This is a genomic window from Streptomyces sp. NPDC102490, assembly GCF_044765285.1.
Classification (GTDB): domain Bacteria; phylum Actinomycetota; class Actinomycetes; order Streptomycetales; family Streptomycetaceae; genus Streptomyces.
On sequence record NZ_JBIWJU010000011.1, the window covers coordinates 277,926 to 304,673 of the forward strand.

Consider the following 26,748-nt stretch of genomic DNA (forward strand, 5'->3'; position numbering starts at 1 on the left):
CCTCCGGCGATGGACGGATCGTCCTGCAGTACCTGCGCCGCCCCTTGCTGTGACACCCCACAGGCGGCGGCATCATGACCACCCCCCTGCTGCTCCTGGCAGCCGCGTTCCTGCTGATCCTCGCCAACGGCTTCTTCGTCGCGGCCGAGTTCGGCCTGGTGACCGTCGAACGGCCCGACGCCGAGCAGGCCGCCGCGGCCGGCGACCGGCGTGCCCACCGGGTCGTCGAGTCCCTCAAGGAGCTGTCCTTCCAGCTCTCCGGCACCCAGCTCGGGATCACCATCACCTCCCTCGTCGTCGGCATGCTCGCCGAACCGGCACTCGCCCAACTCCTCGACGGCCCGTTCACGGCCATCGGCGTCCCCGACGGGGCGGTGTCCGGCGTGTCGGTCGTCGTCGGCATGCTGCTGGCCTCCGCGGTCCAGATGGTGATCGGCGAGCTGGTGCCCAAGAACTGGGCGGTCTCCAAACCGCTCCAGGTGGCGCGCTTCGTCGCCGGCCCCCAGCACGCCTTCGCCCGGCTCTTCCACCCGGTGATCGCCGCGCTCAACACCGTGGCCAACCGCCTGGTCCGCGCCCTGGGCATCGAACCCGCCGAGGAACTGGCCTCCGCCCGCACCCCCGGCGAACTGGTCTCCCTGGCCCGGCACTCGGCCCGGGCCGGCGCCCTGGAACAGGACACCGCCGACCTCTTCGTACGGACCCTGTCCCTCGGCGACCTGACCGCCCAGCACGTCATGACCCCCCGGGTGAAGGTCAGCGCCCTGCACTCCTCGGCCACCGCCGAGGACGTCGTCAACCTGACCCGCGCCACCGGCCTGTCCCGCTTCCCCGTCTACCGGGAGAAGATCGACGAGATCGTCGGCATGGTGCACCTCAAGGACGCCCTCGCGGTCCCCGTGCACGACCGGCTGCGCACCCCGGCCGGCCGGATCGCCCGCCCCGCGCTGCTCGTCCCCGAGACCCTGCCGGTACGGCCCCTGCTCACCCGCCTGCGCAGCGAGCAGCCCATCGCGGTCGTGGTCGACGAGTACGGCGGCACGGCCGGCGTCGTCACCCTGGAGGACATCGTCGAGGAGATCGTCGGCGAGGTCCGCGACGAGCACGACGGCCTCGACGCGCCCGAACTCGCCCCCGCCCCGCCCGAGGACGGACGCCCCGCCTGGGACGTCGACGGCAGCTGCCGCGTCGACATCCTGCGACGCGTCGGCCTTCAGGCGCCCGAGGGCCCCTACGAGACGGTGGCCGGCCTCGTCGCCGACCTGCTCGGCCGCATCCCGGCCGTCGGCGACCGCGCGGAACTGCCCGGCTGGCGGCTCTCGGTCCGCCAGGTCGGCCACTACCGCGCCGAGCGGATACGACTGGTGCGCACCGCCGCGGTCTCCGCGCTGGAGGCCGCCCGATGAGCGTCCTGCAACTCCTCTTCGCCGCGTTGCTCGTGCTCGCCAACGGCTTCTTCGTCGGCGCCGAGTTCGCCCTCGTCTCCGTGCGCCGCAGCCAGATCGAACCCCTCGGCACCGCCCGCGCCCGACAGGTGCTGTACGGCCTGGAACGGCTGCCGCAGATGATGGCCGCAGCCCAGTTCGGCATCACCGTCTGCTCGCTGACCCTCGGCGCCGTCGCCGAACCGACCGTCGCCCACCTGCTGGAGCCGGTCTTCGCGTGGGTCCACCTGCCGCACGGCATGATCCACCCGCTCGGCTACGTCATCGCGCTGGCCGCCGTGGTCTTCTGCCACCTGGTCATCGGCGAGATGGTCCCGAAGAACCTCGCGATGGCCGCCCCCGAGAAGGCCGCGCTGTGGCTCAGCCCCGGCCTCGTCGCCTTCGCCCGCCTGTGCCGGCCCCTCACCGTGGCGCTCGGCGCCTGCGCCCAGGGCATCCTGCGGCTCTTCCACGTCGAGCCCAAGGACGAGGTCGAGGCCGTCTTCACCAGCGAGCAGCTCAACCGCCTGGTGGAGGACGCCGGCCAGGCCGGACTCCTCGACCCGGAGGAACAGGAACGCCTGGAGGACGCCCTGGAACTGGGCTCCCGCCCGGTCACGGACGTCCTCCTCGGGCGCGAGTCCCTGGTGACGGTCAGCCCCTCGGTCACGCCCGGGGAGATCGTCGCGCTCACCGCCCGCACCGGGTACTCGCGCTTCCCGATCGCGGTGGACCAAGGCGCCTTCATGGGCTACCTGCACGTCAAGGACGTCCTCGACCTGGAGGAGTCCGACCGTGCCGTCCCCCAGCACCTGTGGCGCCCGATGACCACGCTGCGCCCCGAACTGCCCCTGGACGACGCCCTCACGGTGATGCGCCGCGCGGCGACCCACCTGGCCCAGGTCACGGACGCGTCCGGGAAGGTGCTCGGCCTGGTCGCCCTGGAGGACGTACTGGAACTCCTGGTCGGCGAGGTGAGGGACCCGGCCCACCGAGAGGTGACGCTGGCGACCTAGCCACGACCGCGGCAGGCGTGCGGCCGGGGGGACTACATGGCGGACGGTTCCCCCGGCCCCCGCCCCGACAGCACTTCCCCGTACGCCTGCATCAGATCCGGCAACCGCAACGTCGCCAGGTCGTCCCGGGTCAGCACCCCGGGATACTCGGACAACCGCAGATCCCGGTACGCACAGCTCTTCTCGTACAGCGTCCGCAGGAACCGCCCGTTCCCCAGCTCGTCGATCCACCCCTGGTCCACCACGTGCCCGGCGATCGACCGCAGCTCGTCCAGCGCCTCCTCGTCCCACGCGTCCCCGTTCTCTGCCGCGAGCACCTCACCGATCGAGGTCAGCTCCAGCGGCCGGTACGACGGGAAGTCGACCCGGGTGGTGAAGCGGGAGGACAGCCCCGGGTTGGCGCTCAGCAGCCGATCCATGCCCTCCGGATAGCCGGCCAGGATCACCACCAGGTGGTCCCGGTTGTCCTCGGCTCGCTTCAGCAGCACCTGGAGCGCCTCGTCGCCGTACGCGTCGCCCTTGCCGTACCCGGAGTTGGACAGGGAGTACGCCTCGTCGACGAAGAGGACACCGCCGAGCGCGGAGTCGATCAGCTCGTTCGCCTTCACGGCGGTCTGGCCCAGGTACTCGCCGACCAGATCGGCCCGCTGCGCCTCCACCAGGTGGTCGCCGCCGAGCAGTCCGAGGGCGTAGAAGACCCGGCCCAGGATGCGGGCCACGGTGGTCTTGCCGGTGCCGGAGGGACCGGAGAAGACGAAGTGACGTTTGGGCGGCTGCACGGGCAGCCCCTGCCCGGCCCGCAGCCGCGCCATGTTCAGCTGCGCGGACAGCGCCTTGACCTGCCGCTTCACCGGTTCGAGGCCCACCATCCGCTCCAGCTCGGCGAGCGCCTCCTCCAGCAGGGCGGGATCGGTGGGCCCGCTGGGCAGGGACGGGTCGGGTCCGCCCGCCTTCTCGCGCACCGACGGTCCGCCGAGCGGGGGCAGCGGGGCGGACAGCGGGGGCTCGGGCACGGAGAGCTTGAGGTCGCGCTCCTCGGTGCCGAAGAGGGGGTCGAGTCCGTCCAGGCCGTCCGGCCCGGCTCCCGCCTGCGCGAGCCCCGCGAAGTCGCTCGCGTCGTCGTAGCCGTCGGCCTCGGCGATCGCGGCCAGCCGGGCCGAGGTGTCCATGAACGCGGGGTCGACGCGGTGCACCGCCCGGTACAGGGGGAGCGCGGCGGCGCTGCGCCCGGTGCCCTCGTGGGCCCGCGCCAGCCAGTACCGCAGTTCCTTGCGCTGCGGCTGCTCGCTGCGGCACCGCATCAGGGCCGCCGAAAGCAGCGGCTCGGCCTGCCCGTACATCTCCAGGCGGACCCTGGCCATGCCGCTGAACAGGCCGGCCTCGATGCCCAGTAAGGGGTCGCCGAGCAGGGGGTCGGTGTGCCGGACCAGCTGCTCCCAGTCCTTGACCAGGTAGGCGCGGCACGCGTGCAGGAAACGGACCTGCGGGTCGGAGTCCACCGGAGGCAGCCCGGCCAGGGCCCGGTCCAGCTCCGGGACGTGCCGGCCGTCCAGCCAGTGCGAGGCGTGCGCCAGCAGCAGATCGCGCGGGTTCTCCAGTACCGGCTGCACCCACCAGCCCAGCCAGTACCAGGAGTTGAGCGTCCGGCGATGGCGGGCCCGCTGCTCGCCGAAGCGGTCGCGGTTGCGGAACATTCGCAGGAGCGCGTTCGTGGTGTCGACGCGCAACGCGTGCAGTCCAAGCCAGCCGTCGGCCATCGTGGGATCGATGCGCACCGCCGCCCGGAACTCCTCCTCCGCCTGCGGGTAGGCCCCCATGGTGTAGGCGTCCACGCCGCGCAGCCAGGCGAGTTCGGCCGGGGCCTGTGGGCCCTGCGTGCCGAAGTCCATCACGTCCCCCACCTACGTGCCCCCGTCGGTATGCCGCCGAGCCGTCGCTCGTCGGCCGCCTCGGTCAACGGCTGTACCGCGGACCGGAGTTGCAGGTGCGTGCGGCAATCTCCCGTAGGTCGCACCGAGGGCATCGTACCCGCGGCGGTCTGTCCTCCGAAGGGTGCGGGAGGGGTCGTTCCACGAGGTGGGAGCGGGTGGACCGGGAGGCCGGAAGGTGACGGAGGGTGAGCGTGCGGCGTCGCGGAGGAGCCGGAAAACGGGCTCAGGGCAGAACGAAGCCCCCGATCACGGGGGAACAACCGGGGGCTTCGCGTCTGTCGGCGGCTTCGAACTACCGCACATTCAGAACGTAAGACCTGTACGGCCCCCGGGTCAAGCGAAGTTGGGGCACGTCGGCGGGTCATCGGTGCGCGATCTTCACGAGTTCAACACATTGCGGAAGGTCCGTCACCCTCTGTGAGGAAGTGGGCTCTGGAGGCCGTTCCCGCGGGCCCCGGCAGCACCTCGTACCCCTGTGCGCGCTGGCGCACCAGAAGGTGCGCGAAGGGGCGCGAGGGGTCCTCGGCGAAGTGCCGGCGCTCGGCCGGGATCCACCCGTCCCAGAACGCCCGCTGTTCCGCTCCGTCGCGCGCCCGTCCTCGCGCCCACGCCCGCTCCCGGGGCAGTTCCATCCAGAGCAGCCCGGCCAGGTGGGGCCGCAGCGCCTCGCGGCCGGCGCCGACGCCCTCGACCAGGATCACGGGAGCGGGCGGCAGTGGGCGCGGAGCGCCGAAACTCCGGGCCCGCCAGTCGTAGGGGGCGTAGTGGGCCGTGTCGCCGCGCCGGAGGGGCTCGATCACCTGGTCGAGCAGCCGTGCGGTCCAGTCGAACAGCTCGTCGTGACTGGCGATGTCGTCGAGGTGCAGCACCGGCGCACCGCCCAGCTCGGCCGCCAGGCGCCCGGCGAACGTGGACTTCCCGGACCCGGCGTACCCGTCGACACCGATCAGACGCACGGGGCCGCAGGAGGGGGGAAGCCGGCGGAGCCGGGCCGCTAGGTCGAGGATGGCGGGTCCTGGGGGCGGGAGCGGACAGAGGCGTTCCCCCGCACTCTAACCAGTGGTCGACACCAATATTGGTGGCGTGGCGTGCGGGGAAGTGCTGGCAGGAGCGGGCGGCTGCGGCCATAGTTGGCGCACGACCGTGCAACGACGGACCCGCCCGATCCGCACACCTGGGGGTCTCCCGCCCATGAGCAGAGTCGAACAGCCGTCCCGCAGAACCCTCCTGGCCGCGGCCGTCGCCGCGGCCGCCGTCGCGGGCGGCGCGATCCCGGCCGCAGCCCAGTCCGCGCCCAGCGCAGGCGGCGGCGCGGACCCCGACCGGGCCGGCACCCGGCCGGTGGACTACCACGCCTGGACCACGTACGGCGACTGGCGGAGCGGGACCGTGCGCGGGGCCCGCCCCGTCGCGGGCGCCCGTCCCGGCGTCGTGCTCGGCGCGCCGGCCGGCACCACCGAGTACACCGATCCGCACACCGGCACCACCGCCGCCTGGGAGTACGCCACCTGGACCTCCCCCGTCCACCGGCTCACCGTGCCCGCGACGGAGGTCATCGCCTCCTGGAACGCGCACACGCCGGCCGGCACCTGGATCCAGGTCGAGCTGAAGGGCGCCTACTCGGACGGCACGGACACGCCCTGGTACGTGATGGGCCGCTGGGCGGCGGGCGACGGCGAGCGCGACATCAGGCGGACCTCGGTCGACGACCAGAGCGACGGCAAGAGCAGTGTCTGGACCGACACTCTCTCCCTCGACGACGCCTCCACGGGCCTGCGCCTGGTCTCCTACCGGCTCCGGCTCACCCTCCACCGCCGCCCCGGCACGCGCACCACGCCCACCGTCTGGCGGCTCGGCGCGATGGGCTCCGACGTCCCCGACCGCTTCACCGTGCCGGCCTCCGCCCCGGGCCACGCCGGGGAGCTGCGCGTCCCGCGCTACTCGCAGGAGATCCACAAGGGCCAGTACCCCCAGTACGACAACGGCGGCGAGGCCTGGTGCAGCCCCACCTCCTCGCAGATGATCATCGAGTACTGGGGCGGGCGCCTCACCGAGAAGCAGCTCGCCTGGGTCGACCCCTCCTACGCCGACCCGCAGGTCTGCCACGCCGCCCGGTACACGTACGACTACCAGTACGCCGGCTGCGGCAACTGGCCCTTCAACGCCGCCTACGCCGCCACCTTCGAGGGCCTCCAGGGCGTGGTCACCCGCCTCGGCTCCCTCACCGACCTGGAGACGCTGATCGCGGCCGGCATCCCGGCCATCACGTCCCAGTCGTTCCTGGAGGAGGAGCTGACCGGGTCGGGCTACGGCACCTCGGGCCACCTGATGACCGTGATCGGCTTCACCGCCGACGGCGACGTGATCGCCAACGACCCGGCCTCGGACGACAACGACGCCGTGCGCCGCGTCTACCGGCGGCGCGAGTGGGAGAACATCTGGCTCAGGACGAAGCGGTACAACGCCAGTGGCAAGGTCGTCTCCGGCACCGGCGGCGTCTGCTACCTGTACTTCCCGGCCCACCCCAGCCCGCGTCAGCGCAAGGCCCTCGCGGCGGTGGGCGTGCGCTGAGCGGACCGCACCGCACCCCGCTGTGACCAAGCTCTCGGCCGCACAAGCCGCTCACGGTGGCAAAGTGGACACCGTGAGCGGGGGGAATCCGCCGAAGCCGAACCCGAGACCAGCGAGACGCCATGACCGCACACACCGCAACCGCCACCCGTGCCCGCACCGGGGGCCCCAAGGACGACGGCCCCAAGATCCTGGAACACGTCATGGGCTGGACGCTCGTCGTGGTGGTCGCGATGCTCGTGGTCCAGCTGGGCCTGCTGTGACGACCCGGGTGTGACCTGCCCCACGACCCGGCCTGCCATACTGCGGAGGTCCCGCCGCCCGTAGGAGACCAGGGTCGAAATTGAATATCAGTCAACAAGGTGCCGACGTCCGTCCCCGGGCGCGCGGCACCGAGCGTTCGCTGGCGCGTCGCGCCGAACTCATCGCCATCGGGCGGAGGTTGTTCGCCGACACGTCGTACGACGCGCTCTCGATGGACGACATCGCCCGCCAGGCGCATGTCGCCAAAGGGCTGATCTACTACTACTTCCAGTCCAAGCGGGGCTACTACCTGGCGATCATCCAGGACTCCGTCACGGACCTCGTCACCACTGCGGCGCGCGGGACCGAACTGCCGCAGGTGGACCGCGTCCACCGCACCATCGACGGCTACCTGCGCTACGCCGAGCAGAACCAGGCCGCCTACCGCACCATCGTCAGCGGCGGAGTCGGCTTCGACGCCGAGGTGCACGCCATCCGGGACGGGGTGCGCGAGGTGATCGTCGGCACCATCGCCGAAGGGGCGTACGGGCGTTCGGACATCGGGCCGCTGGCCCGCATGGGCCTGCTCGCCTGGGTGTGCGGCGTCGAGGGCGCCACCCTGGACTGGATCGGCCGCCCGGAACTGCCCCGCGAGAGCATGCGCGAGCTGCTGGTGAAGTCACTCGGCGGCACGCTGCGCGCCATCGAGGAACTGGACCCCGCCTGCCCTGCCCCCGCCCCGGCCCGCCGGGACGACGCCTGACGACGCCCGACAGAGCTTGGCGGAGCTTGACGGAGGGGCGGAGACCCGAGCCGGTCTCCGCCCCTCCGCCCCCCGTGTGCGCCGGACGGTTCAGTCGATCGCCTTGATCAGCTCACCGTCCGCGGTGTCGCCGCTCAGCTCCCAGAAGAACGTGCCGCCGAGACCCTGCTCGTTCTTGTACGCCATCTTGGTGGCGATGGTCTGCGGAGTGTCGTAACTCCACCAGTCGTTGCCGCACTTGGCGTACGCGGTGCCGCCTACGGTGCCGGTCGCCGGGCAACTGGTCCGCAGCACCTTGTAGTCCTCGATGCCGTTCTCGTACGTGCCCTTCGCCGGGCCGGTCGCGGTGCCGCCGGGTTCCGACTGGGTGACACCGGTCCAGCCGCGGCCGTAGAAGCCGAGGCCGAGCAGGAGCTTCGAGGGCGGAATGCCGAGCCCCTTGAGCTTCGCGATCGTCGCCGAGGTGTGGAAGTCCTCCTTCGGGATGCCCGGATAGGAGGTGAGCGGGGAGTGCGGAGCGGTCGGCCCGGCGGCGTCCCAGGCGCCGAAGAAGTCGTACGTCATCGGGTTGTACCAGTCGACGTACTGCGCGGCGCCCGCGTAGTCGGCCGCGTCGATCTTGCCGCCGGCCGTGGCGTCGGCCGTGATCGCCGCGGTGACCAGGTAGTCCTGGCCGAACTTGGCGCGCAGGGCGCTCATCAGCTTCGGGAAGGCATCACGGCCGCTGGTGTCGCAGCTCAGGCCGCAGGCGTTCGGGTACTCCCAGTCGATGTCGATGCCGTCGAAGACGTCGGCCCATTGGGAGTTCTCGACCAGGTCGTAGCAGGACTGGGCGAACGCCTCCGGGTTCTGCGCGGCCTGCGCGAAGCCGCCGGACCAGGTCCAGCCGCCGAACGACCAGAGGATCTTCAGGTCGGGGTGCTTCTTCTTCAGCTTGAGCAGCTGGTTGAAGTTGCCGCGCAGCGGCTGGTCCCAGGTGTCGGCGACGCCGTCCACGGAGTCGGCGGCGGTGTAGGCCCGGTCGGTCGCCGCGTAGGCGTCGCCCATGGCGCACTTGCCGCCGGTGACGTTGCCGAACGAGTAGTTGATGTGGGTGAGTCGGTCGGCGGAGCCCGACGACTCGATGTTCTTGACGTGGTAACCGCGGTCGTAGACGCCCCATTCGGTGAAGTAGCCGACGACCTTGGACCCGGCGGCGGTCTGCGCGGCGGGTGCCCCGGTCTGCGCGGCGGTGGCCGTGGCCGGGCCGGCGCCGGCCAGCAGCCCGGCGCCGAGGGCGACGGTGCACAGGGCGGAGAGGAGCGTCCGGGTGGGGCGGACGCGGGGGAGGTGCGGGACGTGCATCGGGTGTCTCCTCGTGGGGGAAGAGGGAAACGCGCGCCGATTGGCATGAACGCGGTGAGGCGTTCGGTCCGTCACCGTAGGAGGACTAGACCAGTGTGGTCAATGGTTCGGACCATTCTCGGGTTGCGATGGGGAAATCCCCGCCCTCCGGGCCCGTCCGGGCCGGTTCCCGGAATTCTTTGAGTAAGCGGTCGTTAACTGGTGACTCCGTGCCTCCGATCGGGCATACTCACAGCGCACAGCCGCTGGTCAGCCGCTTCCGCGACCCGGGAGTGCGAGCATCGGCCAGGCCCGAACGACCCGGCGGAGCCGCCTCCACCCAAGGCGCACGTCCGCCGATGTGCCCGACAGGGAGGAGAGCGTCGCCATGCCCGACCGCGCCCCGCAGCCGGTGGACCGGACCTTGCCCACGGACGAGGCACGGGACCTGATCTCGCTCGTCCGCGACATCGCGCAGCGTGAGATCGTCCCGAGCGCGGCCGAGGAGGAGGACGCCGGACGCTTCCCGCGCGAGGTCTTCACCCTCCTGTCCGACTCCGGCCTGCTCGGACTGCCCTACGACGCCGAGTTCGGCGGCGGCGAGCAGCCCTACGAGGTCTACCTCCAGGTCCTCGAGGAGCTGGCCGCGGCCCGGCTCACCGTCGGCCTCGGCGTCAGCGTGCACACGCTCGCCTCCTACGCGCTGGCCGCCCACGGCACCAAGGAGCAGCAGGCCGAGCACCTGCCCGCGATGCTCGGCGGTGGCCTGCTCGGCGCCTACTGCCTCTCCGAGCCGACCTCGGGCTCCGACGCCGCCTCGCTGCGCACCAAGGCCGTGCGGGAGAGCGGCGGAGACTGGGTGATCACCGGCACCAAGGCGTGGATCACGCACGGCGGCGTCGCCGACTTCTACACCGTCATGGCCCGTACCGGAGAGGACGGCCCCCGCGGCATCACCGCCTTCCTGGTGCCCGGTGACGCCGAGGGGCTGAGCGCCGCGGTGCCGGAGAGGAAGATGGGGCTCAAGGGCTCGCCCACCGCGCAGGTCCACCTCGACGGCGTGCGGGTCCCCGACGCCCGCCGGCTCGGCGACGAGGGACAGGGCTTCGCGATCGCCCTGTCCGCGCTGGACTCCGGCCGGCTCGGCATCGCCGCCTGCGCGATCGGCGTGGCCCAGGCGGCGCTGGACGCGGCGGTGTCCTACGCGGCCGAGCGACGGCAGTTCGGCAAGCCGATCGCCGACTTCCAGGGGCTGCGCTTCATGCTCGCGGACATGGCGACGCAGATCGAGGCCGGCCGCGCCCTGTACCTGACGGCGGCACGACTGCGCGACGCCGGACGGCCGTTCGCCAAGCAGGCCGCCATGGCCAAGCTGCACTGCACCGACACGGCGATGCGGGTCACCACCGACGCCGTGCAGATCCTCGGCGGGTACGGCTACACCGCCGACTTCCCGGCCGAGCGGTACATGCGCGAGGCCAAGGTGCTCCAGATCGTCGAGGGCACCAACCAGATCCAGCGGATGGTCATCGCCCGTCACCTCGCGGGTCCCGAGGAGCGGTGAAGTCGGCGGAGACGGCGAAGTCGCCGCCGACGCGGAAGTCGCCGGTGGTGAAGGAGTCACCCGTGGCGAAGAAGTCACCCAGCCCGCGCGGGGGTTCCGCGAGCCTGACCCACTCCGGGTCGTGCCGCCCCGGCAGGGTGCGGCCGCCGTCGGCCCAGGTCCGCATCAGCTCACGGTAGATCGGCGGGTCGGGGATCTGCGGGGCCGGGGGAACCGGTCCCGCGGACACCGGTACGAACACGCGGCGCCGACTCCCGGTCGACGAGTACGTGGGGGTCATACCCGGGCAACGCGGCGAACTGCGGACAGGTCACCGGCGAACGCAATCGAGAGTGAGTTCGTGCGCGTCCACCACCGACCCGCACCACGGCGTCCTGCGAGCCGTGGCGCGGTCGGGGTGACGGAACGAGTGGGCGAGCCCCCTGAGCCGGGAGTCCGGGCTCCTCAGGCCGCTTCGCGCCGCATCGTCGGCACCCGCATCGGGCGCGAGCCCGGGCCGCCGACGTGGGAGAAGGGCTGGGTCCGCCAGTCGAGGCCCCGGGGGAGCGTCAACAGCAGGGCGGTGTCCTGCTCGTGGGGCTGGAACGACTCGTCGGCGGGCCGGGCCTCGGTGGCCCGGCGGCCGGTGCCGGCGCAGACCGTGAGCCCGAACGGGTTCCACGGCGAGGCGCACAGCGCGTGCTCCGGCAGCGTCTCCTCGTCCGCCAGCAGGGCGATGGGCTGCGCGCAGTCCGGGCAGAACACCCGGTACATCTCGAAGGTGTCGTAGGCGTCGAAGTCCTCGTCGTCGTAGGCGTCGGGTTCGACGCCCTCCGGGACGGGCTCGACGACCGGCTGCTGCCGCTTGGGCGCGGTACGACCAGGGCGCTTAAGACTCTGCATGGGATTCTCCCCCTCGGGCTGGGTCGCGACGGCACTGCGGCCTCGACCACAGCAAGCACTTCCCGTCCCCCCTCCGGGGTAATCACGAGGACATCACGGAGAACGTTCAACCAGTGTGGTGTTCGTCACATGCCGCTCGCAGATGCCCCGTGCGACGCGTTTGTCCCCGCCCGGCCGTCGCCCGACGCCCCGTCACATCACGAACGGGGCATGACCCGGACTGCACAGGTATCCGAGGAGATCAACCGCACTGTAGGTTCTTGCGCCATGGAGGAGCTGGACCGACAGATCGTGCAGCTGCTCGTCAAGGACGGGCGGATGAGCTACACCGACCTGGGCAAGGCCACGGGCCTGTCCACGTCGGCCGTGCACCAGCGGGTGCGGCGGCTGGAACAGCGTGGCGTCATCCGCGGGTACGCCGCGGTCGTCGAGCCGGGGGCCGTCGGGCTGCCGATGACCGCGTTCATCTCGGTGAAACCGTTCGACCCCAGCGCCCCCGACGACATCGCGGACCGCCTCGCCGGGGTCCCCGAGATCGAGGCCTGCCACAGCGTCGCGGGCGACGAGAACTACATCCTCAAGGTCCGCGTGGCCACCCCGCACGAGCTGGAGGAACTGCTCGCCCGGGTCCGCTCGCTGGCGGGTGTGTCGACCCGTACCACCGTCGTCCTCTCGACCCCCTACGAGTCCCGGCCGCCGCGGATCTGACGCCACCCGCGCGGGGCCGGGAGCCACGGGCGACCGCCGGGCCGCCCCGGCTGCCGGACGGCGCCCGCGAGGGGCGAGACTGGTGTCCATGAGTGAGTCCACCACCCCGTCCTCGACCGTCCTGCTGCGCCGCGGCGAGGTCCACAGTCCCGCCGACCCCTTCGCGACGGCCATGGTCGTCGAACGCGGCCAGGTCGCCTGGGTCGGCTCGGAGGGCGCCGCGGACGCCTTCGCGGACGGGGTCGACGAGGTGATCGACCTCGACGGCGCGCTCGTCACCCCGGCGTTCACCGACGCACACGTGCACACCACCGCCACGGGCCTCGCCCTCACCGGGCTCGACCTCTCCGGCGCCCCGAGCCGCGAGGCGGCCCTCGCCCTCGTACGGGACTTCGCCGCCGCCCGCCCGGACGACCGGGTGCTTCTCGGGCACGGCTGGGACGCCGCCCGCTGGCCGGACGGACAGCCCCCGACGCGCGCCGAACTGGACGCGGCGACCGGCGGTCGGCCTCTCTATCTCAGTCGTATCGACGTCCACTCGGCCGTCGTCACCACCGCCCTGCTCGACCTGGCACCCGGTGGCCTCGCACACGGGGACGGCCCGCTCACCGGCGACGCCCACCACGCCGTACGCGCCGCGGCGCTCGGGGCCGTCACCCCCGCCCAGCGCGCCGGAGCCCAGCGCGCCGCCCTCGCGCACGCCGCCTCCCTCGGCATCGGAACCGTTCACGAATGCGCAGGCCCGGAGATCTCCTCCGAGGACGACCTCACCGGCCTGCTGCGCCTGTCCGCCCAGGAGCCCGGACCGCGGGTGATCGGTTACTGGGCCGAGCAGGACGTCGACAAGGCGCGGGAGCTGGGCGCGGTCGGGGCCGCCGGCGACCTCTTCGTCGACGGCTCCCTCGGCTCGCACACCGCCTGCCTGCACCAGCCCTACGCCGACGCCGGGCACACCGGCACCGCCCACCTGGACGCCGCCGCCGTCGCCGCGCACGTCGTCGCCTGCACCGAGGCCGGCCTCCAGGCGGGCTTCCACGCCATCGGCGACGCCGCCGTGAGCGCCGTGGTGGAGGGGGTGCGCGCCGCCGCCGACAAGACCGGCCTCGCCCGCGTGCGCGCCGCCCGCCACCGGATCGAGCACGCCGAGATGCTCACGCCCGAGACGGTCGCGGCCTTCGCCGAGCTGGGTCTGACCGCCTCCGTACAGCCCGCCTTCGACGCGCTCTGGGGCGGCGAGGACGGCATGTACGCCCGGCGGCTGGGCGCCGAGCGGGCCCGCACGCTCAACCCCTTCGCTGCCCTGCTGCGCGCCGGCGTGCCGCTCGCCTTCGGCTCCGACAGCCCGGTCACGCCCCTCGACCCGTGGGGCACCGTCCGGGCCGCCGCCTTCCACCGCACTCCGGAGCACCGGGTCTCCGTGCGTGCCGCGTTCACGGCGCACACGCGCGGCGGCTGGCGGGCGATCGGCCGCGACGACGCGGGCGTCCTGGTGCCGGGCGCACCCGCGGACTACGCCGTGTGGCGTACCGGCGCACTGGTGGTCCAGGCCCCGGACGACCGGGTGGCGCGCTGGTCGACCGACCCCCGCTCCGGCACCCCCGGTCTGCCCGACCTCACCCCGGGCCGGGACCTGCCCGTCTGCCTGCGCACCGTGGTGGGCGGCCGGACCGTCTTCGTACGGCCGGGCGAGTGATCTCCACGGCCGACGGGGCGATGATCTTCGCGCGGCCGCGACCTGCGCCTCCTCCGCGCTGACCTGCGCATTGAGATCAAAGGCGCAGGTGGCACGACTGTTGACAGGCGACGGCGGGGGGCCGGTAGGTTCGGCGGAGTCCACCACCGGACGCCCGACCGGCGAATCTTCCGCACACGCGTCGCGGCGCCGCTGAGTCAGGGACGGTGTGCCGCACCGGGGCACCGCCACTGGGAGCCAGGCTCAGTGCCCGCACCGCGACGAGGGAACGTTCCGGCCGGTCGGGAGGTGTGACCCGGGTGGGGCCCGGGCGCTCAGTAGACAACGGCCCAGGTCGACCCGCAGCCGGCGGGTCCCGGGCCGGCCCGAAGGGCGCCGGGCCCCCATCCGTCGCACAAACGGCCCGAATCGGCCATCCCTACCCCGGTTTTGAGGAAACGACACCACCGGACGCCTGTCCTGGCGCGTCGGCGCAGGCCGCGGCGATTATGGTGGTCCTCTGTGTACGGACACGAAGGGGCAGTGGTGAACGACGGCGACGGGACGCCCGCGGCTGCGGGGCGGGAGAGGCGGTTCGGCCCCCTGGGCACGGCCCTGGTGATCATCCCGACCTACAACGAGGCGGAGAACATCAAGGCGATCGTCACGCGCGTGCGCGAGGCGGTCCCCGAGGCGCACGTTCTCGTGGCCGACGACAACAGCCCCGACGGCACCGGCAAGATCGCCGACGAACTGGCGGCCGGGGACGACCACGTCCAGGTCATGCACCGCAAGGGCAAGGAAGGGCTGGGCGCCGCCTACCTCGCCGGCTTCCGCTGGGGCCTGGAGCACGGCTACGGCGTGCTGATCGAGATGGACGCCGACGGCTCCCACCAGCCCGAGGAACTGCCCCGCCTGCTGACCGCCCTCAAGGGCGCCGACCTCGTGCTCGGCTCCCGCTGGGTGCCCGGCGGCCGGGTGGTGAACTGGCCCAAGTCCCGCGAGATCATCTCGCGGGGCGGCAGCATGTACTCGCGGCTCGCGCTCGATCTGCCGCTGCGCGACATCACCGGCGGCTACCGCGCCTTCCGCCGCGAGACCCTGGAGGGGCTCGGCCTCGAAGAGGTCGCCTCGCAGGGCTACTGCTTCCAGGTCGACCTGGCCCGCCGCGCGATCAAGGCCGGTTACCACGTCGTGGAGGTGCCGATCACGTTCGTCGAGCGCGAACTCGGCGACTCCAAGATGAGCCGCGACATCCTGGTGGAGGCCCTGTGGCGGGTCACCACGTGGGGCGTGGGGGAGAGGGTCGGCAAGGTCCTGGGCCGCGACAAGCGGCCCGGCGCCGCGGCGGCCGACACGCAGGCGCCTTCCGGCGAGGAGCCCGTGAAGTCCGGTGACGAGGCCGTGAAGTCCGGCGACGAGCCCGCGAAGGCCGGCCACGAGGCCGCTAAGTCCGGCGACGAGGCCGTGAAGTCCAGTGACGCGTCGGCGAAGGCCGGTGACGGGTCGGCGAAGTCGGGTGGCGCGTCGGCGGAGGCGTCCGACGCCAAGGCCTGACCGCCCTCTTATGCCGCACTGAGCAGGGGCCAGGCACACTGGGAGTATGACGACTGGCGCTCAGACCCCCAGGTCCCCCGCCCGGCCCCCGCGCTCCCGGCTGCGCACGTTCCTGCCGCTGGGCCTCGCCGCGTGGCTGGTGCTGGAGATCTGGCTGCTGACCGTGGTCGCGGGGGCGTCCAGCGGCTTCGTGGTCTTCCTGCTGCTGGTCGCCGGCGTGGTCCTCGGCTCCGTGGTCATCAAGGCGGCAGGCCGCCGGGCCTTCCGCAACCTCACGGAGACGCTCAACCAGCAGCAGTCGGCCACGCAGCCGGGCATGCCGCCCGAGGCCGCCCGCGCGAACAGCGAGGGCAACGGCCTGATGATGCTGGGCGGTCTGCTCCTGATCCTGCCCGGCCTGATCTCGGACGCCCTCGGACTGCTCATGCTGCTGCCCCCGGTGCAGAAGGCCGTCAGCCGCTACGCCCAGCGGACGGTGGAGCGCAAGCTCCGGGACGCCCGCCCCGGCACCCTGGGCGACGCCTTCCGCCAGGCCCGGATGCACCAGCCGGACGGCAAGGTCGTCCAGGGCGAGGTCGTACGGGACGACCCGGACGACGCCCCGCAGGACCCCCGCCCCCCGCTGACGCGCTGAGTCCCCGGCGGGCAGGGCGGGGCCGGGGCGCCCCGGGACACGACAAAACCGCGGGTGCCGTACATGAAGCTCATGTACGGCACCCGCGGTTGTTCGGTTGTGTCGCCTAGGGTTTCCCGCTACGCACTCTTGCGGCTGTCTCGCGGATGGACCGCGATGTTCATCGCGCCGGAGCGCAGAACGGCCAGCCGCTCCTCGAGGACCTCTTCGAGTTCCTCGCGGGTGCGTCGCTCCATCAGCATGTCCCAGTGCGTACGCGCGGGCTTGGCCTTCTTCTCCTCAGGGCCGTCGCCGTCAACCAGGAGTGCCTGGGCCCCGCAGACCTTGCACTCCCACTCCGGCGGGATCTCCGCCTCGACCGAGAAGGGCATCTCGAATCGATGCCCCTTCTCGCATGCGTACTCCACGGCCTGGCGCGGGGCCAGGTCGATGCCGCGGTCCGTCTCGTAGCTGGTCACCACGAGGCGCGTGCCGCGAAGAGCTCGCTCACTCATGAATCGTGCCTCCCGGGCTTGTCGCCCACAGGACAGGTGTCGCTGTCGTCGTCATCCGGTCAACGTCCGGGCGGCGGTAAAGATTCCCGTCCCGACTCCCGATCCGGGCCCTGCGTCGCCGTCGCAGCCGCAGCCTTGCAACCAGTGCAGTACCCGCCGACGTCCGGTTTGTCACCTCTGTTGGCAGGGGTGACATAGCGATTCGGCACCTTTGACGCGCAGTAACGGTACGCCTGGCAGGCCAAACGCGTACACTACAGCGCTTTCGCGCCGAGTGCTAAATCCTTTCGGGTACCGGGTTGCCCGCGTCGCCGATCGCCCGCCGTACCGGGACCCGCGCGAGCAGCACGAAACCGATGACGAAGAACGCCACCAGCGAGATGATCGCGTCCCGGTAGCTCCCGGTCAGCTGGTAGGTCAGCCCGAAGAGCAAGGGCCCCAGCCAGCTCATCCCACGGTCGCTCAGCTCGTACGCCGAGAAGTACTCCGCCTCCTTGCCCGGCGGGACCAGGTGGGAGAACAGGGAGCGGGAGAGCGCCTGGCTGCCGCCCAGGACCAGCCCGATCCCGGCGGCCAGCACGAAGAACCACCCCGGTGCCCCGGCCGGCAGGAAGTACCCGGCCGCGAGGGTCACCGTCCAGGCGACCAGGGAGCCGAGGATCGTGCGCTTGGCCCCGTACCGGCGGGCCAGCCGGCCCAGGCCCAGCGCACCCGCCACCGCCAGCACCTGGACCAGCAGGACCGCCACGATCAGCGTGGACTGCCCGAGGTCCAGCTCCTCGGAGCCGTAGACCGACGCCTGGGAGATCACCGTCTGGATGCCGTCGTTGTAGACCAGGTACGCCAGCAGGAAGGCCAGCGTCAGCGGGCGGCGCCGCATGTCCCGGACCGTCGCCGCGAGCTGCCGGAACCCTGGCAGCGCGGCCTCCCGGGCCACCGCATGCCGATCGCGCAGCCGCCGGAGCGGAATGAGCGCGAAGGCGCCCCACCACAGCCCCGCCGACGCCAGACAGATGCGGACCGCCGCGCTCTCGCTCAGCCCGAAGGAGTCGTGGCCGGTGTAGAGGACCAGGTTGACGATCAGGACCAGGGAGCCGGCCGCGTAGCCGAAGGCCCAGCCGCGGGAGGAGACCGCGTCGCGCTCCTCGGGCGGGGCGATCTGGGGCAGGTAGGAGTTGTAGAGCATCATCGCGACCGACTGCGCCGCGTTGGCGACGACCAGGAGCAGGCCGCCCAGCAGATAGCGGTCGCCGTCCAGGAAGAACATGCCGGTCGTGGCCGCGGCGCCGGTGTACGCGGCGGCGGCCAGCAGCGGCTTCTTGCGGCCCGAGCGGTCGGCCGCCGCGCCCACCAGCGGCATCACCAGCACCGCCACGATCACCGACAGCGACACCGAGTACGCGAAGAACGACCCGGCGCGCACCGGTATGCCCAGGGGGTGGACATAGCCGTCCGCGTCCGCCGCCGACTCGGCGACCGAGGTGAGGTAGGGCCCCAGGAACACGGTGAGCACGCTCGTCGAGTAGACGGAGCACGCCCAGTCGTAGAAGTACCAGCCGCGCTGCTCACGCCGCCGTTCGGCCGCTGGGTCGGCCCCGTCTGCCGCGTCCGTCCGCAGGGTGTCGGTGCCCACCGTGCCCTCGCCTTCCCCGTGAACGCGCACCGTCCCCGGGGCGCGGCCGGGGCTCATCCCCAGACGCCGCGGTCCTCCATGACCTTGCGCAGTGTGTCGATGTGATCGGTCATGATGCCATCCACTCCCAGGTCCAGGAGCCGGTGCATGCGGTCCGGATCGTTCACCGTCCAGACGTGCACCTGCACCCCGCGCGCGTGGGCGGCGCGTACGAAGCGGTGGTCCACCACCTGGATGCCCGACTGCGCCTCGGGGACCTGTGCGGCCACCGCCGAGCGGCGCGGCGCGGCCGGTACGCCCCAGGAGCGCAGCCGCAGACCGAGGACGCCCCGGGTGCCGTACGAGGTGGCCAGGCGGGGGCCCGCGAGTCGCTGGGCGCGGACCACGCGTGCCTCGGAGAACGAGCCGACGCAGATCCGGTCCCAGGCGCCGGTCCGTCCGATCAGCTCCAGGAGGGGCCGCAGCGCGGGCTCCGCCTTCACGTCGATGTTCCAGCGCACCTCGGGGAGGGTCTCCAGCAGCTCCTCGAAGAGCGGCACCGGTTCCCGGCCCGCCACGCGCGCGTGGCGCACGTCCTGCCACGGCAGGTCGGCGATCCGCCCGGTGCCGTCCGTCACCCGGTCCAGGGTCGCGTCGTGGAAGGCGACGAGCTTGCCGTCCCGCGTGGCGTGCACATCGGTCTCGATGTACCGGTAGCCCGCCTCGACCGCGCGGCGGAACTGCCGCAGCGTGTTCTCCAGGCCGTCCGCCGTTCCGCCCCGGTGGGCGAAGGCGATCGGGCCGGGATGGTCGAGGTACGGGTGGCGTATCGGCGCGGTCACCGACGCAGTATCGCGCGCCGCGGCCGGCCGGCGGCGACCACCGTGCTGCCGTGCGGTGACGGTGGCACGGCGAACACGCGCAGGAACCACTGGGCGAGCGGGCCGATCGACACGGCGTAGAGCAGGGTGCCGAGGCCGACCGTGCCGCCGAGGGCGAAGCCCGTCACCACGACGGTGATCTCCACGACGGTCCGCACCAGGCGCACCGAGAGCCCCGTGCGCCGGTTCAGCCCCGTCATCAGGCCGTCGCGCGGACCCGGACCGAAGCGCGCGGCGATGTACAGCCCGGTCGCCGCGCCGTTCAGGACGATGCCCGCCACCATCGCGGCGATCCGCGGCGTCCAGCCGTGGGCGTCCGGGACGACGCCCAGGGTGGCGTCCATCGCCGCGCCGATCACGAGCACGTTGGAGACGGTGCCGAGGCCCGGCCGCTGGCGCAGCGGGATCCACAGCAGCAGGACCACCGCGCCCACGAGGGTCAGCACCACGCCCATCGACAGCCCGGTGTGCTCCGCGAGGCCCTGGTGCAGCACGTTCCACGGTTCCAGGCCGAGCCCGGACCTGACCAGCAGCGCCGAACTCGCGCCGTAGAGCGCCAGACCGCCGTAGAGCTGGGTCAGCCGCCGCGTGAGCCTCCTGGACCGCCTGGACTGCTCGGAACGCCTGGACAAGAGGTCCCCCCTGGGTGGTGGTAGTGGACTGCCACATGACACCCTGTGGCTTGAGAAGAAGAGTCAACCATGGCCAATTCGGGGAAGGTGGACTGATTTCTATGGCGCAGTGGACCTCGGCTGTGGGGGCGGGGCAGCTTGCCCGGCTGCTCGGCTCCCAGCAGGACCGCCCGGCCGGGCCCGGCACGCGCCGCCCGCCGGCCTACCGCGCGCTCGCCGACGGCATCCGGCTGCTCGTGCTGGAGGGCCGCGTCCCGGTCGCCGCCCGGCTGCCCGCCGAACGGGAGCTGGCCCTCGCCCTGACCGTCAGCCGCACCACCGTCGCCGCCGCCTACGAGGCGCTGCGGGCCGAGGGCTTCCTGGAGTCCCGGCGCGGTGCGGGCAGCTGGACCGCGGTGCCGGCCGGGAACCCGCTGCCGGCCCGCGGGCTCGAGCCGCTGCCGCCGGAGGCCCTCGGCTCGGTGATCGACCTGGGCTGCGCGGCGCTGCCCGCACCCGAGCCGTGGCTCACCCGCGCGGTGCAGGGCGCCCTGGAGGAGCTGCCGCCGTACGCGCACACCCACGGCGACTACCCGGCCGGCCTGCCCGCGCTGCGCGCGATGATCGCCGAGCGGTACACCGCGCGGGGCATCCCCACCATGCCCGAGCAGATCATGGTGACGACGGGGGCGATGGGCGCGATCGACGCCATCTGCCACCTCTTCGGAGGCCGCGGCGAGCGCATCGCCGTGGAGTCGCCCAGTTACGCCAACATCCTCCAGCTGATGCGCGAGGCCGGGGCCCGGCTGGTGCCGGTCGCGATGGCCGAGGGGCTCACCGGCTGGGACGTGGACCGCTGGCGCCAGGTGCTGCGCGACGCCGCGCCCCGCATCGCCTACGTCGTCGCCGACTTCCACAACCCCACCGGCGCGCTCGCCGACGACGACCAGCGGCGGCGGCTGGTGGACGCGGCCAGGTCCGCGGGGACGGTGCTCGTGGCCGACGAGACGATGAGCGAGCTGTGGCTGGACGACGACGTGGAGATGCCGCGTCCCGTGTGCGCCTTCGACCCGGCCGGGTCCACCGTGATCACCGTCGGCTCGGCGAGCAAAGCCTTCTGGGCCGGGATGCGCATCGGCTGGGTCCGCGCCGCGCCCGACGTGATCCGGAGCCTGGTCGCCGCGCGGGCGTACGCCGACCTGGGCACCCCGGTGCTGGAGCAGCTCGCCGTGAACTGGCTGTTCAGCACCGGCGGCTGGGCGCAGGCCGTGACGGTGCGCCGCGAACAGGCCCGGCAGAACCGGGACGAGCTGGTGGCGGCGGTACGGCGGGAGCTGCCCGACTGGGAGTTCGAGGTGCCGCGGGGCGGGCTCACCCTGTGGGTGCGGACCGGGGGCCTGTCGGGTTCCCGGCTCGCCGAGGCGGGGGAGCGGGTGGGCGTCCGCGTCCCGTCCGGGCCGCGCTTCGGGGTCGACGGCGCCTTCGAGGGGTACGTGCGACTGCCGTTCACGGTCGGCGGAGCGGTGGCCGAGGAGGCGGCGGCACGACTGGCCGCCGCGGCCCGGCTGGTGGAGAACGGCGGCGTCGGCGGCGGCGGCGAGGCACCGCGGACGTTCGTGGCCTAGGACCGGTCCGGCGGAGCAGGTCGCAGGAAACCCGCGGCGCCCCATGGTCGCTGGTGAGCGGGGTCTGGCGCGGGCAGCCGCACTGCGGAGGAGGGCGGCGACGCGATGGGGGTCCCCCCGCGCGAGCGAAGCCGAGCGTGGGGGCGTCGACCACCGACGACAACGCCGCAGACGCGGGGGGAGGCACCGGCGTCCGTGAGCGTTGGCGGATGGAGTCCGGTCCGCTCCGTCGCCGGGGGCGGGACGGCGGGGGGCGTGCCGCGTCGACAACGGTCGGCGACGCGGCGAACGCGCGTGCTGCACCCGCGCGGCTCCGCCGCCGGGGTGGGACGGCGGGGGCGTGCCGCGTCGGCTACGGCCGGTGACGCCGCGTCGCGCCCGCGCGGAGTGCCGCGCCGGTGGCGTCGTGGTCGCCGAGGCCAGCGGAGGCGGGCGCGGGCGGGACGCGGACCGGCGGCGGATGTGGGAGGGGGCCGGGGCGGGGCGGTGGGTGGCGCTGCCCCGGCCACGGGGTCAGGAGGTCTCCGCCGCGACGGCCTCGGCGGGCACCGGCTCAGCGGGAGCCGGCTCGGTCGGCGTCCCGGCCGTCGCCTTCTCCGGCGTCGCCGGGGTCTGCTCCGCGTCCGTCGCGGTCTCCTCCGGCTCGCGTGCGGCCACGCCGTCCGCGGTGTCCTTCTTCTTCACGGCGACGGCCTTCTCCATGGAGACGGCCTTCGCCGCCTCCGCCTCCGCCTCGGCCTTCGCGTCCGCCTCCGCCTCCGGAGGAAGGGGCGCCTGCTCCCCGTCCGCCGGTGTGGTGCGCGGGGGGAGCAGGTCGAGCACCGCCTGCCGGTGTGCCTCGCTGGTCGCGTCGTCGTAGGGGTCGGGAGTGGCCGGGACCTGGAGGCGGTGCACCGGACCGGTGCCCAGACGGGCGTACCCGCGCCCGGGCGGGACCTGGGCGAGGGGCGTGGTGTGCGGGGGAGCGCCCAGCGCCTTGGCCAGCTCCTCCGCGGTGGCCGGGCCGAGCACGACACGCGCGCGCGTGTGCTGCCGTACGGCGTCGGTGAGGCTGTCCAGGGCGTCCAGCTGGTCGGCGACGACCACCGTCACGTTCGCGGCCCGGCCGTGCCGCAGCGGGATCTGGAGCAGGGTCTGCGGGTCCCGGCGGCCGCCCGTGGTGGCGAGGTGCGTGAACGCGGTCGGGCGGTCCAGGAAGACCCACAGGGGCCGCCGGGTGTCGTCCGGCGCCGCCAGGCCCTGCTGACGGGCCTGGTTCACGGCGATCAGCCGCCGTTCCGTCTCGGCGGCGGCCCACTCCAGGCTGGTCAGCGCGCCGGTGAGCCCGCACTCCACGGCCAGGACGCCGTCCCGGCCGACCAGGCAGGCGTACTCCCCGGTGCCGCCGCCGTCGACGATCAGCAGGTCGCCCTGGTGCAGCGCCTGGAGGGCGACCGAGCGCAGCAGGGTGGACGTGCCGGTGCCGGGCTGTCCCAGGACCAGCAGGTGGGGCTCGGTCGAGCGGATGCCGGTGCGCCAGACGACCGGCGGTACGTCCCGCCGCTCCTCGCCGTGGGTGAGCGGGAGCGTGCGCTGGACCCGGGTCGGGTCGGTGAAGCCGAGCACGGTCTCGCCGGGCGCCGTCACGAAGCGCTGGGCGGCGATGTCGGTGGGCAGCGCCGCGAGCACGTCGACGCAGAGGTGGTTGGCCTCCTCGTCCCACGTGAAGTGGTACTCGCGGCCCCGGCCGGACTTCGCGGTGAGCACGTGCTCGATCCGGGCCCGGGACTCGCCCTCCCCGTCGGTGAAGTAGGCGGGGTAGCGGATCACCAGGTGGGCGACGCGGCCGTCGTCGTCGAACTCGTACGCCGGGAACGCCTTCTCCCAGACGCCGCCGTGGGCGTACAGGGGGTCGGGGTCCTCCGGGAGGGAGAAGTACGGGACCAGCGCCTCGTAGAGCGACTGAAGGCGCCGGGTCTGGGAGTCGTCGGGGCCCTCGGGCGCCGCCGGGGTGCGCTCCCTGCCCTGCCAGGCTGCCGCCGCCATCAGGGTGATGACGGCGAGCAGCGGGCCGTACGGCACGAGCGCCACCACCAGGACCACCGAGGCCACCAGGAACAGCAGCGCGCCGCGCCGGTCCTTGGGGGTCTCGGTCCATCTGCGCCGCGCGGCCGCGGCCAGTCGGCGCAGGCCGCGGCCGATCGTGATCAGCGGCTGGAGGACGTCGGTGGCGCTGTCGGCCGCCGTCCGGGCCAGCTCCCGGCTCCGGGCGAGCTGTGCGCCGCCGTTGCTCAGAATGCGGGGGAGGGGCCGCCGGGCCACTGCTGCCTCCTGGAGGTGCGTACGTGCGGATGTCGGGCGGGGAGAGCGGGCCGTCAGAACTTGATGCCGCCGAGGAGGCCCGCCAGGCTCTCGCCGCCCGCCTTGATGCTCGGGGCGATGGCCGTGCTCGCGAGATAGAACCCGAACAGCACGGCGACCAGCGCGTGCGAGGCCTTGAGGCCGTCCTTGCGGAAGAAGATGAAGACGACGATGCCGAGCAGGACCACGCCTGAGATCGAGAGGATCATGTGAGTTCTCCTGGTTCACGGGGACAGTCACCATGAGTACTTCCAGGCTCACAGCATGTATCCATACGATAAAAGGTGCAAATGGGGGAAATTCGACCGAATTACCCCCGGTGGCGGAGCGGTCCTTGGTCCGCTCGGGTGCCCCGCGAGCCAGTACCCTGGCGATTTGCCGAACGTTCGCAGTGAGAGGTGGTCCGGCCGATGAGTGAAGCCCCCGACCCGGAGGTCGTGGAGCTGGCGACCAAGATCTTCGATCTGGCCCGGCAGGGGCGGACCGAGGAGCTGGTCGCGTACGTGGACGCCGGGGTACCGGCCGACCTCACCAACGACCGGGGTGACTCCCTCGTCATGCTCGCCGCCTATCACGGGCACGCCGAGGCGGTGCGCGCGCTGCTGACCCGCGGCGCCGACGCCGACCGCGTCAACGACCGGGGTCAGACGCCACTCGCCGGAGCCGCCTTCAAGGGTGAGACGGACGTGACCAAGGCGCTGCTGGAGGCAGGCGCGGACCCGGCGGCGGGCACCCCGTCGGCCGTGGACACGGCGCGGATGTTCGCCCGGACGGACCTGCTGGAGCTGTTCGGCGCCCGGTGACGGGACGGCGGAGAGGGCCCGGTCCGGGCCCGCTCCACGCTTTTTTGACCAGGGAAAACACTGGAAACGGGGGAGGCGGTACAGGGCCGCCGAAATTTCGGTCGCGGCAGATGTGACCGCCGGGCCATCATGACGACGTGGTTCACGGACGTGATGGCCGGGCAGATGGTGCCGCACCGCGCGGGCCGTGACACGGCTCGCAAGGGCCACCGACGAGAGGCAGAGGAACATGGTCTTCAGCAAGCAAGAGACGGCGGGCGCTCCGACGTGTTGGCGCACGGCCAGGTAAACGCGTGCTCCCCGGTTGCGTCGACGCTTGATGTGAGGCTGTTTCCCATGTTCGATCCGGTCATAGCGCCCAGCGGTACGCTGCTCGGCCTGCTTCAGCGGGGTCGCGGCGACGGCACGCTGCACGCGCTCACCGCTCCGCGCGCCGAAGCGCTCGCGGCGCTGAACCACTGTGTGCTCCACGACCCGCGCCACGACTGGCAGGTCGAGAACCGCTCCCTCTACTACGCCCGCCTCTACCTCGACCTGAACGGCGAGCTGGACGCGATCGAGGCCCACCTGTTCGACCCCGAGGACGTCCTGGACGCCGACGAGTCGCGCACCGGGCTGGCCCTCGCGGTCCTCGGCCACCTCGCCTCCTACGACAGGCTGGACGCGCTCCGGCTGTTGCGCCGGTACGCCGCACACGGCGTCAACTGGGCGTGGGCCCTGGACGAGCTGGCGCTGCGCGACGACGACGCGGGACTGCGCGCCCTCGCCGCGCCCGTCCTGGCCCGCTTCCCTCGCGACGCCGAGGGCGAGGCCGAGCTGGCCGCCGCGGTGCGGGACGCCTTCGAACCCCGGCCCTGGCGCCTGTGGGCCGACGACCCCCGCGAATCGATCGCCACGCGCGTGCGTGCCGCCCAGGAGGCGGGCTGCTTCGACCGCTGGCAGCGCCAGCTGAACTCCGCCGGACCGCGTCCGGGCTGGAGCGTGCGCGCCGTGTTCGAGTGGGCCGAGCAGGGCGTCGAGCGCGGCACCCCGCTCCACGCGCCGGCCGCGCGCTGCCTGACGGCCGTCGCCGGGCCCGAGGACCGGCCCGAGATCGTCGAGGCCGCGCGGTCGGGCACCGAGGGCGCCCGCTGCACCGCCCTGCGCTATCTCGCCGACAGCAATGATCCGGACGTCCTCGACCTGGTCGAGGGTGCCGTGGCCACGGGCTCGGCACCGGTCGTGGAGGCCGCCGTCGCCGCGTACGAGCGCATGCGCAGCCTCGCCGCCGTCGACCGGGCCCGCGGCTGGGTGCACCGGCCCGACGCCCTGGGCGCCGCCGCCGGACGGGTGCTCGCCTGCCGGGGGGCCGCCCAGGACCGCGATCTCGTCCTCGCCGCACTGCGGGAGGCGGTACGCGGCGAAGGCCCCGACGCGCCGACCCTGTGGACCCTCGTCGACGGCACCGGACGGCTCGGCATCACCTGCGCCGCGCCCGTACTGCGCCACATCTACCGCGAAACCGCCTCCTCCCACCTGCGTGGCCGGGCCGCCCGCGCGCTGGCCGCCACCGATCCGTCCTTCGCGGCGGGCTTCGCCATCGAGTGCCTGTGGGACTGCGAGGAAACCACCCGCGAACTCGCCGCCCGCCATGCCGAGACCGGCGACAACCGCGTCGTCGAACGGCTGCGCAGGCTCGCCGCCGACCCGGCCGAGGAGGACGAGGTCCAGACGGCGGTACGCAGCCGCTTCGGACCGGACGCGCCCGCCGTGTGAGCGCGCTCGGGTGCCGGCGCGGCCGTGCGCCGCACCGGCACCCGGCCGCGGCCCGGGGCCGCTCCCGGAGAACGGCGGATGGACCGCGGCTCAGGCGCGCAGGGCCGTCGCCCGGCAACCCGGTGAGACACAGCCGCCACGGCCGGATCCGCTGCGCTGCCCGCCGGGAGCCCTGCACGGGGCGCCGGACCCGACCCGGCCCCCCAATCGCCGAATGACGTGCCGCGTCCCCCCCGGGCGCCTGAGGCAGGCGGCCCGTCAGCGGGGCCCGCTTGAGGAGAACACGTGTTGCCGCGCGGCCGGGTCCGCTGCGCTGTCGGCCATCGGCCCGGTGCAGGG

24 protein-coding genes are annotated in these 26,748 nt (G+C 73.1%); 13 read left to right on the forward strand and 11 right to left on the reverse strand.

All coding sequences use genetic code 11. The features are described 5' to 3' along the window. The first annotated feature begins 74 nt into the window (after positions 1-74). Positions 75-1,406, forward strand: coding sequence for a hemolysin family protein (locus ACIRGB_RS26275; protein ID WP_403869744.1), 1,332 nt, complete (start codon positions 75-77; stop codon positions 1,404-1,406). After that, positions 1,403-2,440, forward strand: a complete 1,038-nt coding sequence (locus ACIRGB_RS26280; RefSeq protein WP_403869748.1) for a hemolysin family protein — start codon at positions 1,403-1,405, stop codon at positions 2,438-2,440. Before ACIRGB_RS26275 ends, ACIRGB_RS26280 begins: the two co-directional genes overlap by 4 nt. A gap of 32 nt (positions 2,441-2,472) precedes the next feature. Here ACIRGB_RS26280 and ACIRGB_RS26285 read toward each other — a convergent pair whose 3' ends face one another. Then, on the reverse strand, positions 2,473-4,329 hold the full coding sequence (locus ACIRGB_RS26285; RefSeq protein ID WP_403869751.1) for an AAA family ATPase: 1,857 nt from the start codon (positions 4,327-4,329) through the stop codon (positions 2,473-2,475). 428 nt (positions 4,330-4,757) lie between these two features. Continuing rightward, positions 4,758-5,378 (reverse strand): uridine kinase, encoded by a 621-nt coding sequence (locus ACIRGB_RS26290; protein WP_403869922.1) that lies wholly within the window; start codon positions 5,376-5,378, stop codon positions 4,758-4,760. 184 nt (positions 5,379-5,562) lie between these two features. On the opposite strand from ACIRGB_RS26290, the gene ACIRGB_RS26295 reads away from it, so the two are divergent. From ACIRGB_RS26295 to ACIRGB_RS26305, 3 genes are all read left to right on the forward strand, one after another. Then, complete coding sequence (locus tag ACIRGB_RS26295) at positions 5,563-6,942, forward strand: peptidase C39 family protein (RefSeq protein ID WP_403869754.1); 1,380 nt, start codon at positions 5,563-5,565, stop codon at positions 6,940-6,942. Positions 6,943-7,064: 122 nt separating this feature from the next. After that, entirely contained in the window at positions 7,065-7,205 is a 141-nt protein-coding gene (locus ACIRGB_RS26300) for an SCO1431 family membrane protein (protein ID WP_403869757.1), read from the forward strand. Positions 7,206-7,285: 80 nt separating this feature from the next. Beyond that, positions 7,286-7,948: a TetR/AcrR family transcriptional regulator gene (locus ACIRGB_RS26305; RefSeq protein WP_403869760.1), complete on the forward strand. Its 663-nt coding sequence runs from the start codon at positions 7,286-7,288 to the stop codon at positions 7,946-7,948. A 90-nt stretch (positions 7,949-8,038) separates the two neighbouring features. On the opposite strand, the gene ACIRGB_RS26310 is transcribed toward ACIRGB_RS26305, so the two are convergent. Continuing rightward, on the reverse strand, positions 8,039-9,292 hold the full coding sequence (locus ACIRGB_RS26310) for a glycoside hydrolase family 18 protein (RefSeq protein ID WP_403869763.1): 1,254 nt from the start codon (positions 9,290-9,292) through the stop codon (positions 8,039-8,041). Positions 9,293-9,659: 367 nt separating this feature from the next. On the opposite strand from ACIRGB_RS26310, the gene ACIRGB_RS26315 reads away from it, so the two are divergent. Further along, the gene (locus ACIRGB_RS26315) at positions 9,660-10,835 is read left to right on the forward strand and encodes an acyl-CoA dehydrogenase family protein (RefSeq protein ID WP_403869766.1); all 1,176 of its coding nucleotides are present in this window, start codon (positions 9,660-9,662) and stop codon (positions 10,833-10,835) included. Here the strand turns inward: ACIRGB_RS26315 and ACIRGB_RS26320 are convergent. Together ACIRGB_RS26320 and ACIRGB_RS26325 are read right to left on the reverse strand one after the other, a co-directional pair. Then, the gene (locus ACIRGB_RS26320) at positions 10,798-11,115 is read right to left on the reverse strand and encodes a hypothetical protein (protein ID WP_403869769.1); all 318 of its coding nucleotides are present in this window, start codon (positions 11,113-11,115) and stop codon (positions 10,798-10,800) included. The genes ACIRGB_RS26315 and ACIRGB_RS26320 overlap by 38 nt on opposite strands. Before the next feature lie 164 nt (positions 11,116-11,279). Next, positions 11,280-11,717, reverse strand: coding sequence for a hypothetical protein (locus tag ACIRGB_RS26325; protein ID WP_403869772.1), 438 nt, complete (start codon positions 11,715-11,717; stop codon positions 11,280-11,282). Positions 11,718-11,984: 267 nt separating this feature from the next. Between ACIRGB_RS26325 and ACIRGB_RS26330 the strand changes: the two genes are divergently transcribed. From ACIRGB_RS26330 to fxsA, 4 genes are all read left to right on the forward strand, one after another. After that, positions 11,985-12,425, forward strand: a complete 441-nt coding sequence (locus ACIRGB_RS26330; RefSeq protein ID WP_403869775.1) for an Lrp/AsnC family transcriptional regulator — start codon at positions 11,985-11,987, stop codon at positions 12,423-12,425. An 88-nt stretch (positions 12,426-12,513) separates the two neighbouring features. Next, a complete protein-coding gene (locus tag ACIRGB_RS26335) occupies positions 12,514-14,118 on the forward strand; it encodes an amidohydrolase (RefSeq protein WP_403869778.1) in 1,605 nt (534 codons plus the stop codon). Positions 14,119-14,643: 525 nt separating this feature from the next. Then, a complete protein-coding gene (locus ACIRGB_RS26340) occupies positions 14,644-15,654 on the forward strand; it encodes a polyprenol monophosphomannose synthase (RefSeq protein ID WP_403869781.1) in 1,011 nt (336 codons plus the stop codon). A gap of 46 nt (positions 15,655-15,700) precedes the next feature. Further along, a complete protein-coding gene (gene fxsA, locus ACIRGB_RS26345; protein WP_403869784.1) occupies positions 15,701-16,288 on the forward strand; it encodes an FxsA family membrane protein in 588 nt (195 codons plus the stop codon). A gap of 119 nt (positions 16,289-16,407) precedes the next feature. Here the strand turns inward: fxsA and ACIRGB_RS26350 are convergent, their stop codons facing one another. From ACIRGB_RS26350 to ACIRGB_RS26365, 4 genes are all read right to left on the reverse strand, one after another. Continuing rightward, complete coding sequence (locus ACIRGB_RS26350) at positions 16,408-16,782, reverse strand: RNA polymerase-binding protein RbpA (protein WP_003977404.1); 375 nt, start codon at positions 16,780-16,782, stop codon at positions 16,408-16,410. A 277-nt stretch (positions 16,783-17,059) separates the two neighbouring features. Next, complete coding sequence (locus ACIRGB_RS26355; RefSeq protein ID WP_403869787.1) at positions 17,060-18,415, reverse strand: MFS transporter; 1,356 nt, start codon at positions 18,413-18,415, stop codon at positions 17,060-17,062. A 53-nt stretch (positions 18,416-18,468) separates the two neighbouring features. After that, the gene (locus ACIRGB_RS26360; protein ID WP_403869790.1) at positions 18,469-19,236 is read right to left on the reverse strand and encodes a glycerophosphodiester phosphodiesterase; all 768 of its coding nucleotides are present in this window, start codon (positions 19,234-19,236) and stop codon (positions 18,469-18,471) included. After that, on the reverse strand, positions 19,233-19,907 hold the full coding sequence (locus ACIRGB_RS26365; RefSeq protein ID WP_403869792.1) for a YitT family protein: 675 nt from the start codon (positions 19,905-19,907) through the stop codon (positions 19,233-19,235). Before ACIRGB_RS26365 ends, ACIRGB_RS26360 begins: the two co-directional genes overlap by 4 nt. A 101-nt stretch (positions 19,908-20,008) precedes the next feature. On the opposite strand from ACIRGB_RS26365, the gene ACIRGB_RS26370 reads away from it, so the two are divergent. Next, complete coding sequence (locus ACIRGB_RS26370; protein ID WP_403869795.1) at positions 20,009-21,511, forward strand: PLP-dependent aminotransferase family protein; 1,503 nt, start codon at positions 20,009-20,011, stop codon at positions 21,509-21,511. Positions 21,512-22,024: 513 nt separating this feature from the next. Here the strand turns inward: ACIRGB_RS26370 and ACIRGB_RS26375 are convergent. Beyond that, complete coding sequence (locus ACIRGB_RS26375) at positions 22,025-23,812, reverse strand: hypothetical protein (protein WP_403869797.1); 1,788 nt, start codon at positions 23,810-23,812, stop codon at positions 22,025-22,027. A 53-nt stretch (positions 23,813-23,865) separates the two neighbouring features. Continuing rightward, positions 23,866-24,060: a hypothetical protein gene (locus tag ACIRGB_RS26380; RefSeq protein ID WP_003977410.1), complete on the reverse strand. Its 195-nt coding sequence runs from the start codon at positions 24,058-24,060 to the stop codon at positions 23,866-23,868. Positions 24,061-24,261: 201 nt separating this feature from the next. Here ACIRGB_RS26380 and ACIRGB_RS26385 point away from each other — a divergent pair, with 201 nt between their 5' ends. Both ACIRGB_RS26385 and ACIRGB_RS26390 read left to right on the forward strand, forming a co-directional pair. Further along, entirely contained in the window at positions 24,262-24,654 is a 393-nt protein-coding gene (locus tag ACIRGB_RS26385; RefSeq protein ID WP_403869801.1) for an ankyrin repeat domain-containing protein, read from the forward strand. 336 nt (positions 24,655-24,990) lie between these two features. After that, entirely contained in the window at positions 24,991-26,409 is a 1,419-nt protein-coding gene (locus tag ACIRGB_RS26390) for a HEAT repeat domain-containing protein (protein ID WP_403869804.1), read from the forward strand. Positions 26,410-26,748 lie beyond the last annotated feature (339 nt).

Coding starts and splice junctions, on each gene's coding strand:
- ACIRGB_RS26275 (WP_403869744.1), top strand. CDS start 75: ATGACCACCCCCCTGCTGCTCCTGGCAGCCGCGTTCCTGCTGATCCTC.
- ACIRGB_RS26280 (WP_403869748.1), top strand. CDS start 1,403: ATGAGCGTCCTGCAACTCCTCTTCGCCGCGTTGCTCGTGCTCGCCAAC.
- ACIRGB_RS26285 (WP_403869751.1), bottom strand. CDS start 4,329: ATGGACTTCGGCACGCAGGGCCCACAGGCCCCGGCCGAACTCGCCTGG.
- ACIRGB_RS26295 (WP_403869754.1), top strand. CDS start 5,563: ATGAGCAGAGTCGAACAGCCGTCCCGCAGAACCCTCCTGGCCGCGGCC.
- ACIRGB_RS26300 (WP_403869757.1), top strand. CDS start 7,065: ATGACCGCACACACCGCAACCGCCACCCGTGCCCGCACCGGGGGCCCC.
- ACIRGB_RS26310 (WP_403869763.1), bottom strand. CDS start 9,292: ATGCACGTCCCGCACCTCCCCCGCGTCCGCCCCACCCGGACGCTCCTC.
- ACIRGB_RS26315 (WP_403869766.1), top strand. CDS start 9,660: ATGCCCGACCGCGCCCCGCAGCCGGTGGACCGGACCTTGCCCACGGAC.
- ACIRGB_RS26320 (WP_403869769.1), bottom strand. CDS start 11,115: ATGACCCCCACGTACTCGTCGACCGGGAGTCGGCGCCGCGTGTTCGTA.
- ACIRGB_RS26325 (WP_403869772.1), bottom strand. CDS start 11,717: ATGCAGAGTCTTAAGCGCCCTGGTCGTACCGCGCCCAAGCGGCAGCAG.
- ACIRGB_RS26330 (WP_403869775.1), top strand. CDS start 11,985: ATGGAGGAGCTGGACCGACAGATCGTGCAGCTGCTCGTCAAGGACGGG.
- ACIRGB_RS26335 (WP_403869778.1), top strand. CDS start 12,514: ATGAGTGAGTCCACCACCCCGTCCTCGACCGTCCTGCTGCGCCGCGGC.
- fxsA (WP_403869784.1), top strand. CDS start 15,701: ATGACGACTGGCGCTCAGACCCCCAGGTCCCCCGCCCGGCCCCCGCGC.
- ACIRGB_RS26350 (WP_003977404.1), bottom strand. CDS start 16,782: ATGAGTGAGCGAGCTCTTCGCGGCACGCGCCTCGTGGTGACCAGCTAC.
- ACIRGB_RS26370 (WP_403869795.1), top strand. CDS start 20,009: ATGGCGCAGTGGACCTCGGCTGTGGGGGCGGGGCAGCTTGCCCGGCTG.
- ACIRGB_RS26380 (WP_003977410.1), bottom strand. CDS start 24,060: ATGATCCTCTCGATCTCAGGCGTGGTCCTGCTCGGCATCGTCGTCTTC.
- ACIRGB_RS26385 (WP_403869801.1), top strand. CDS start 24,262: ATGAGTGAAGCCCCCGACCCGGAGGTCGTGGAGCTGGCGACCAAGATC.
- ACIRGB_RS26390 (WP_403869804.1), top strand. CDS start 24,991: ATGTTCGATCCGGTCATAGCGCCCAGCGGTACGCTGCTCGGCCTGCTT.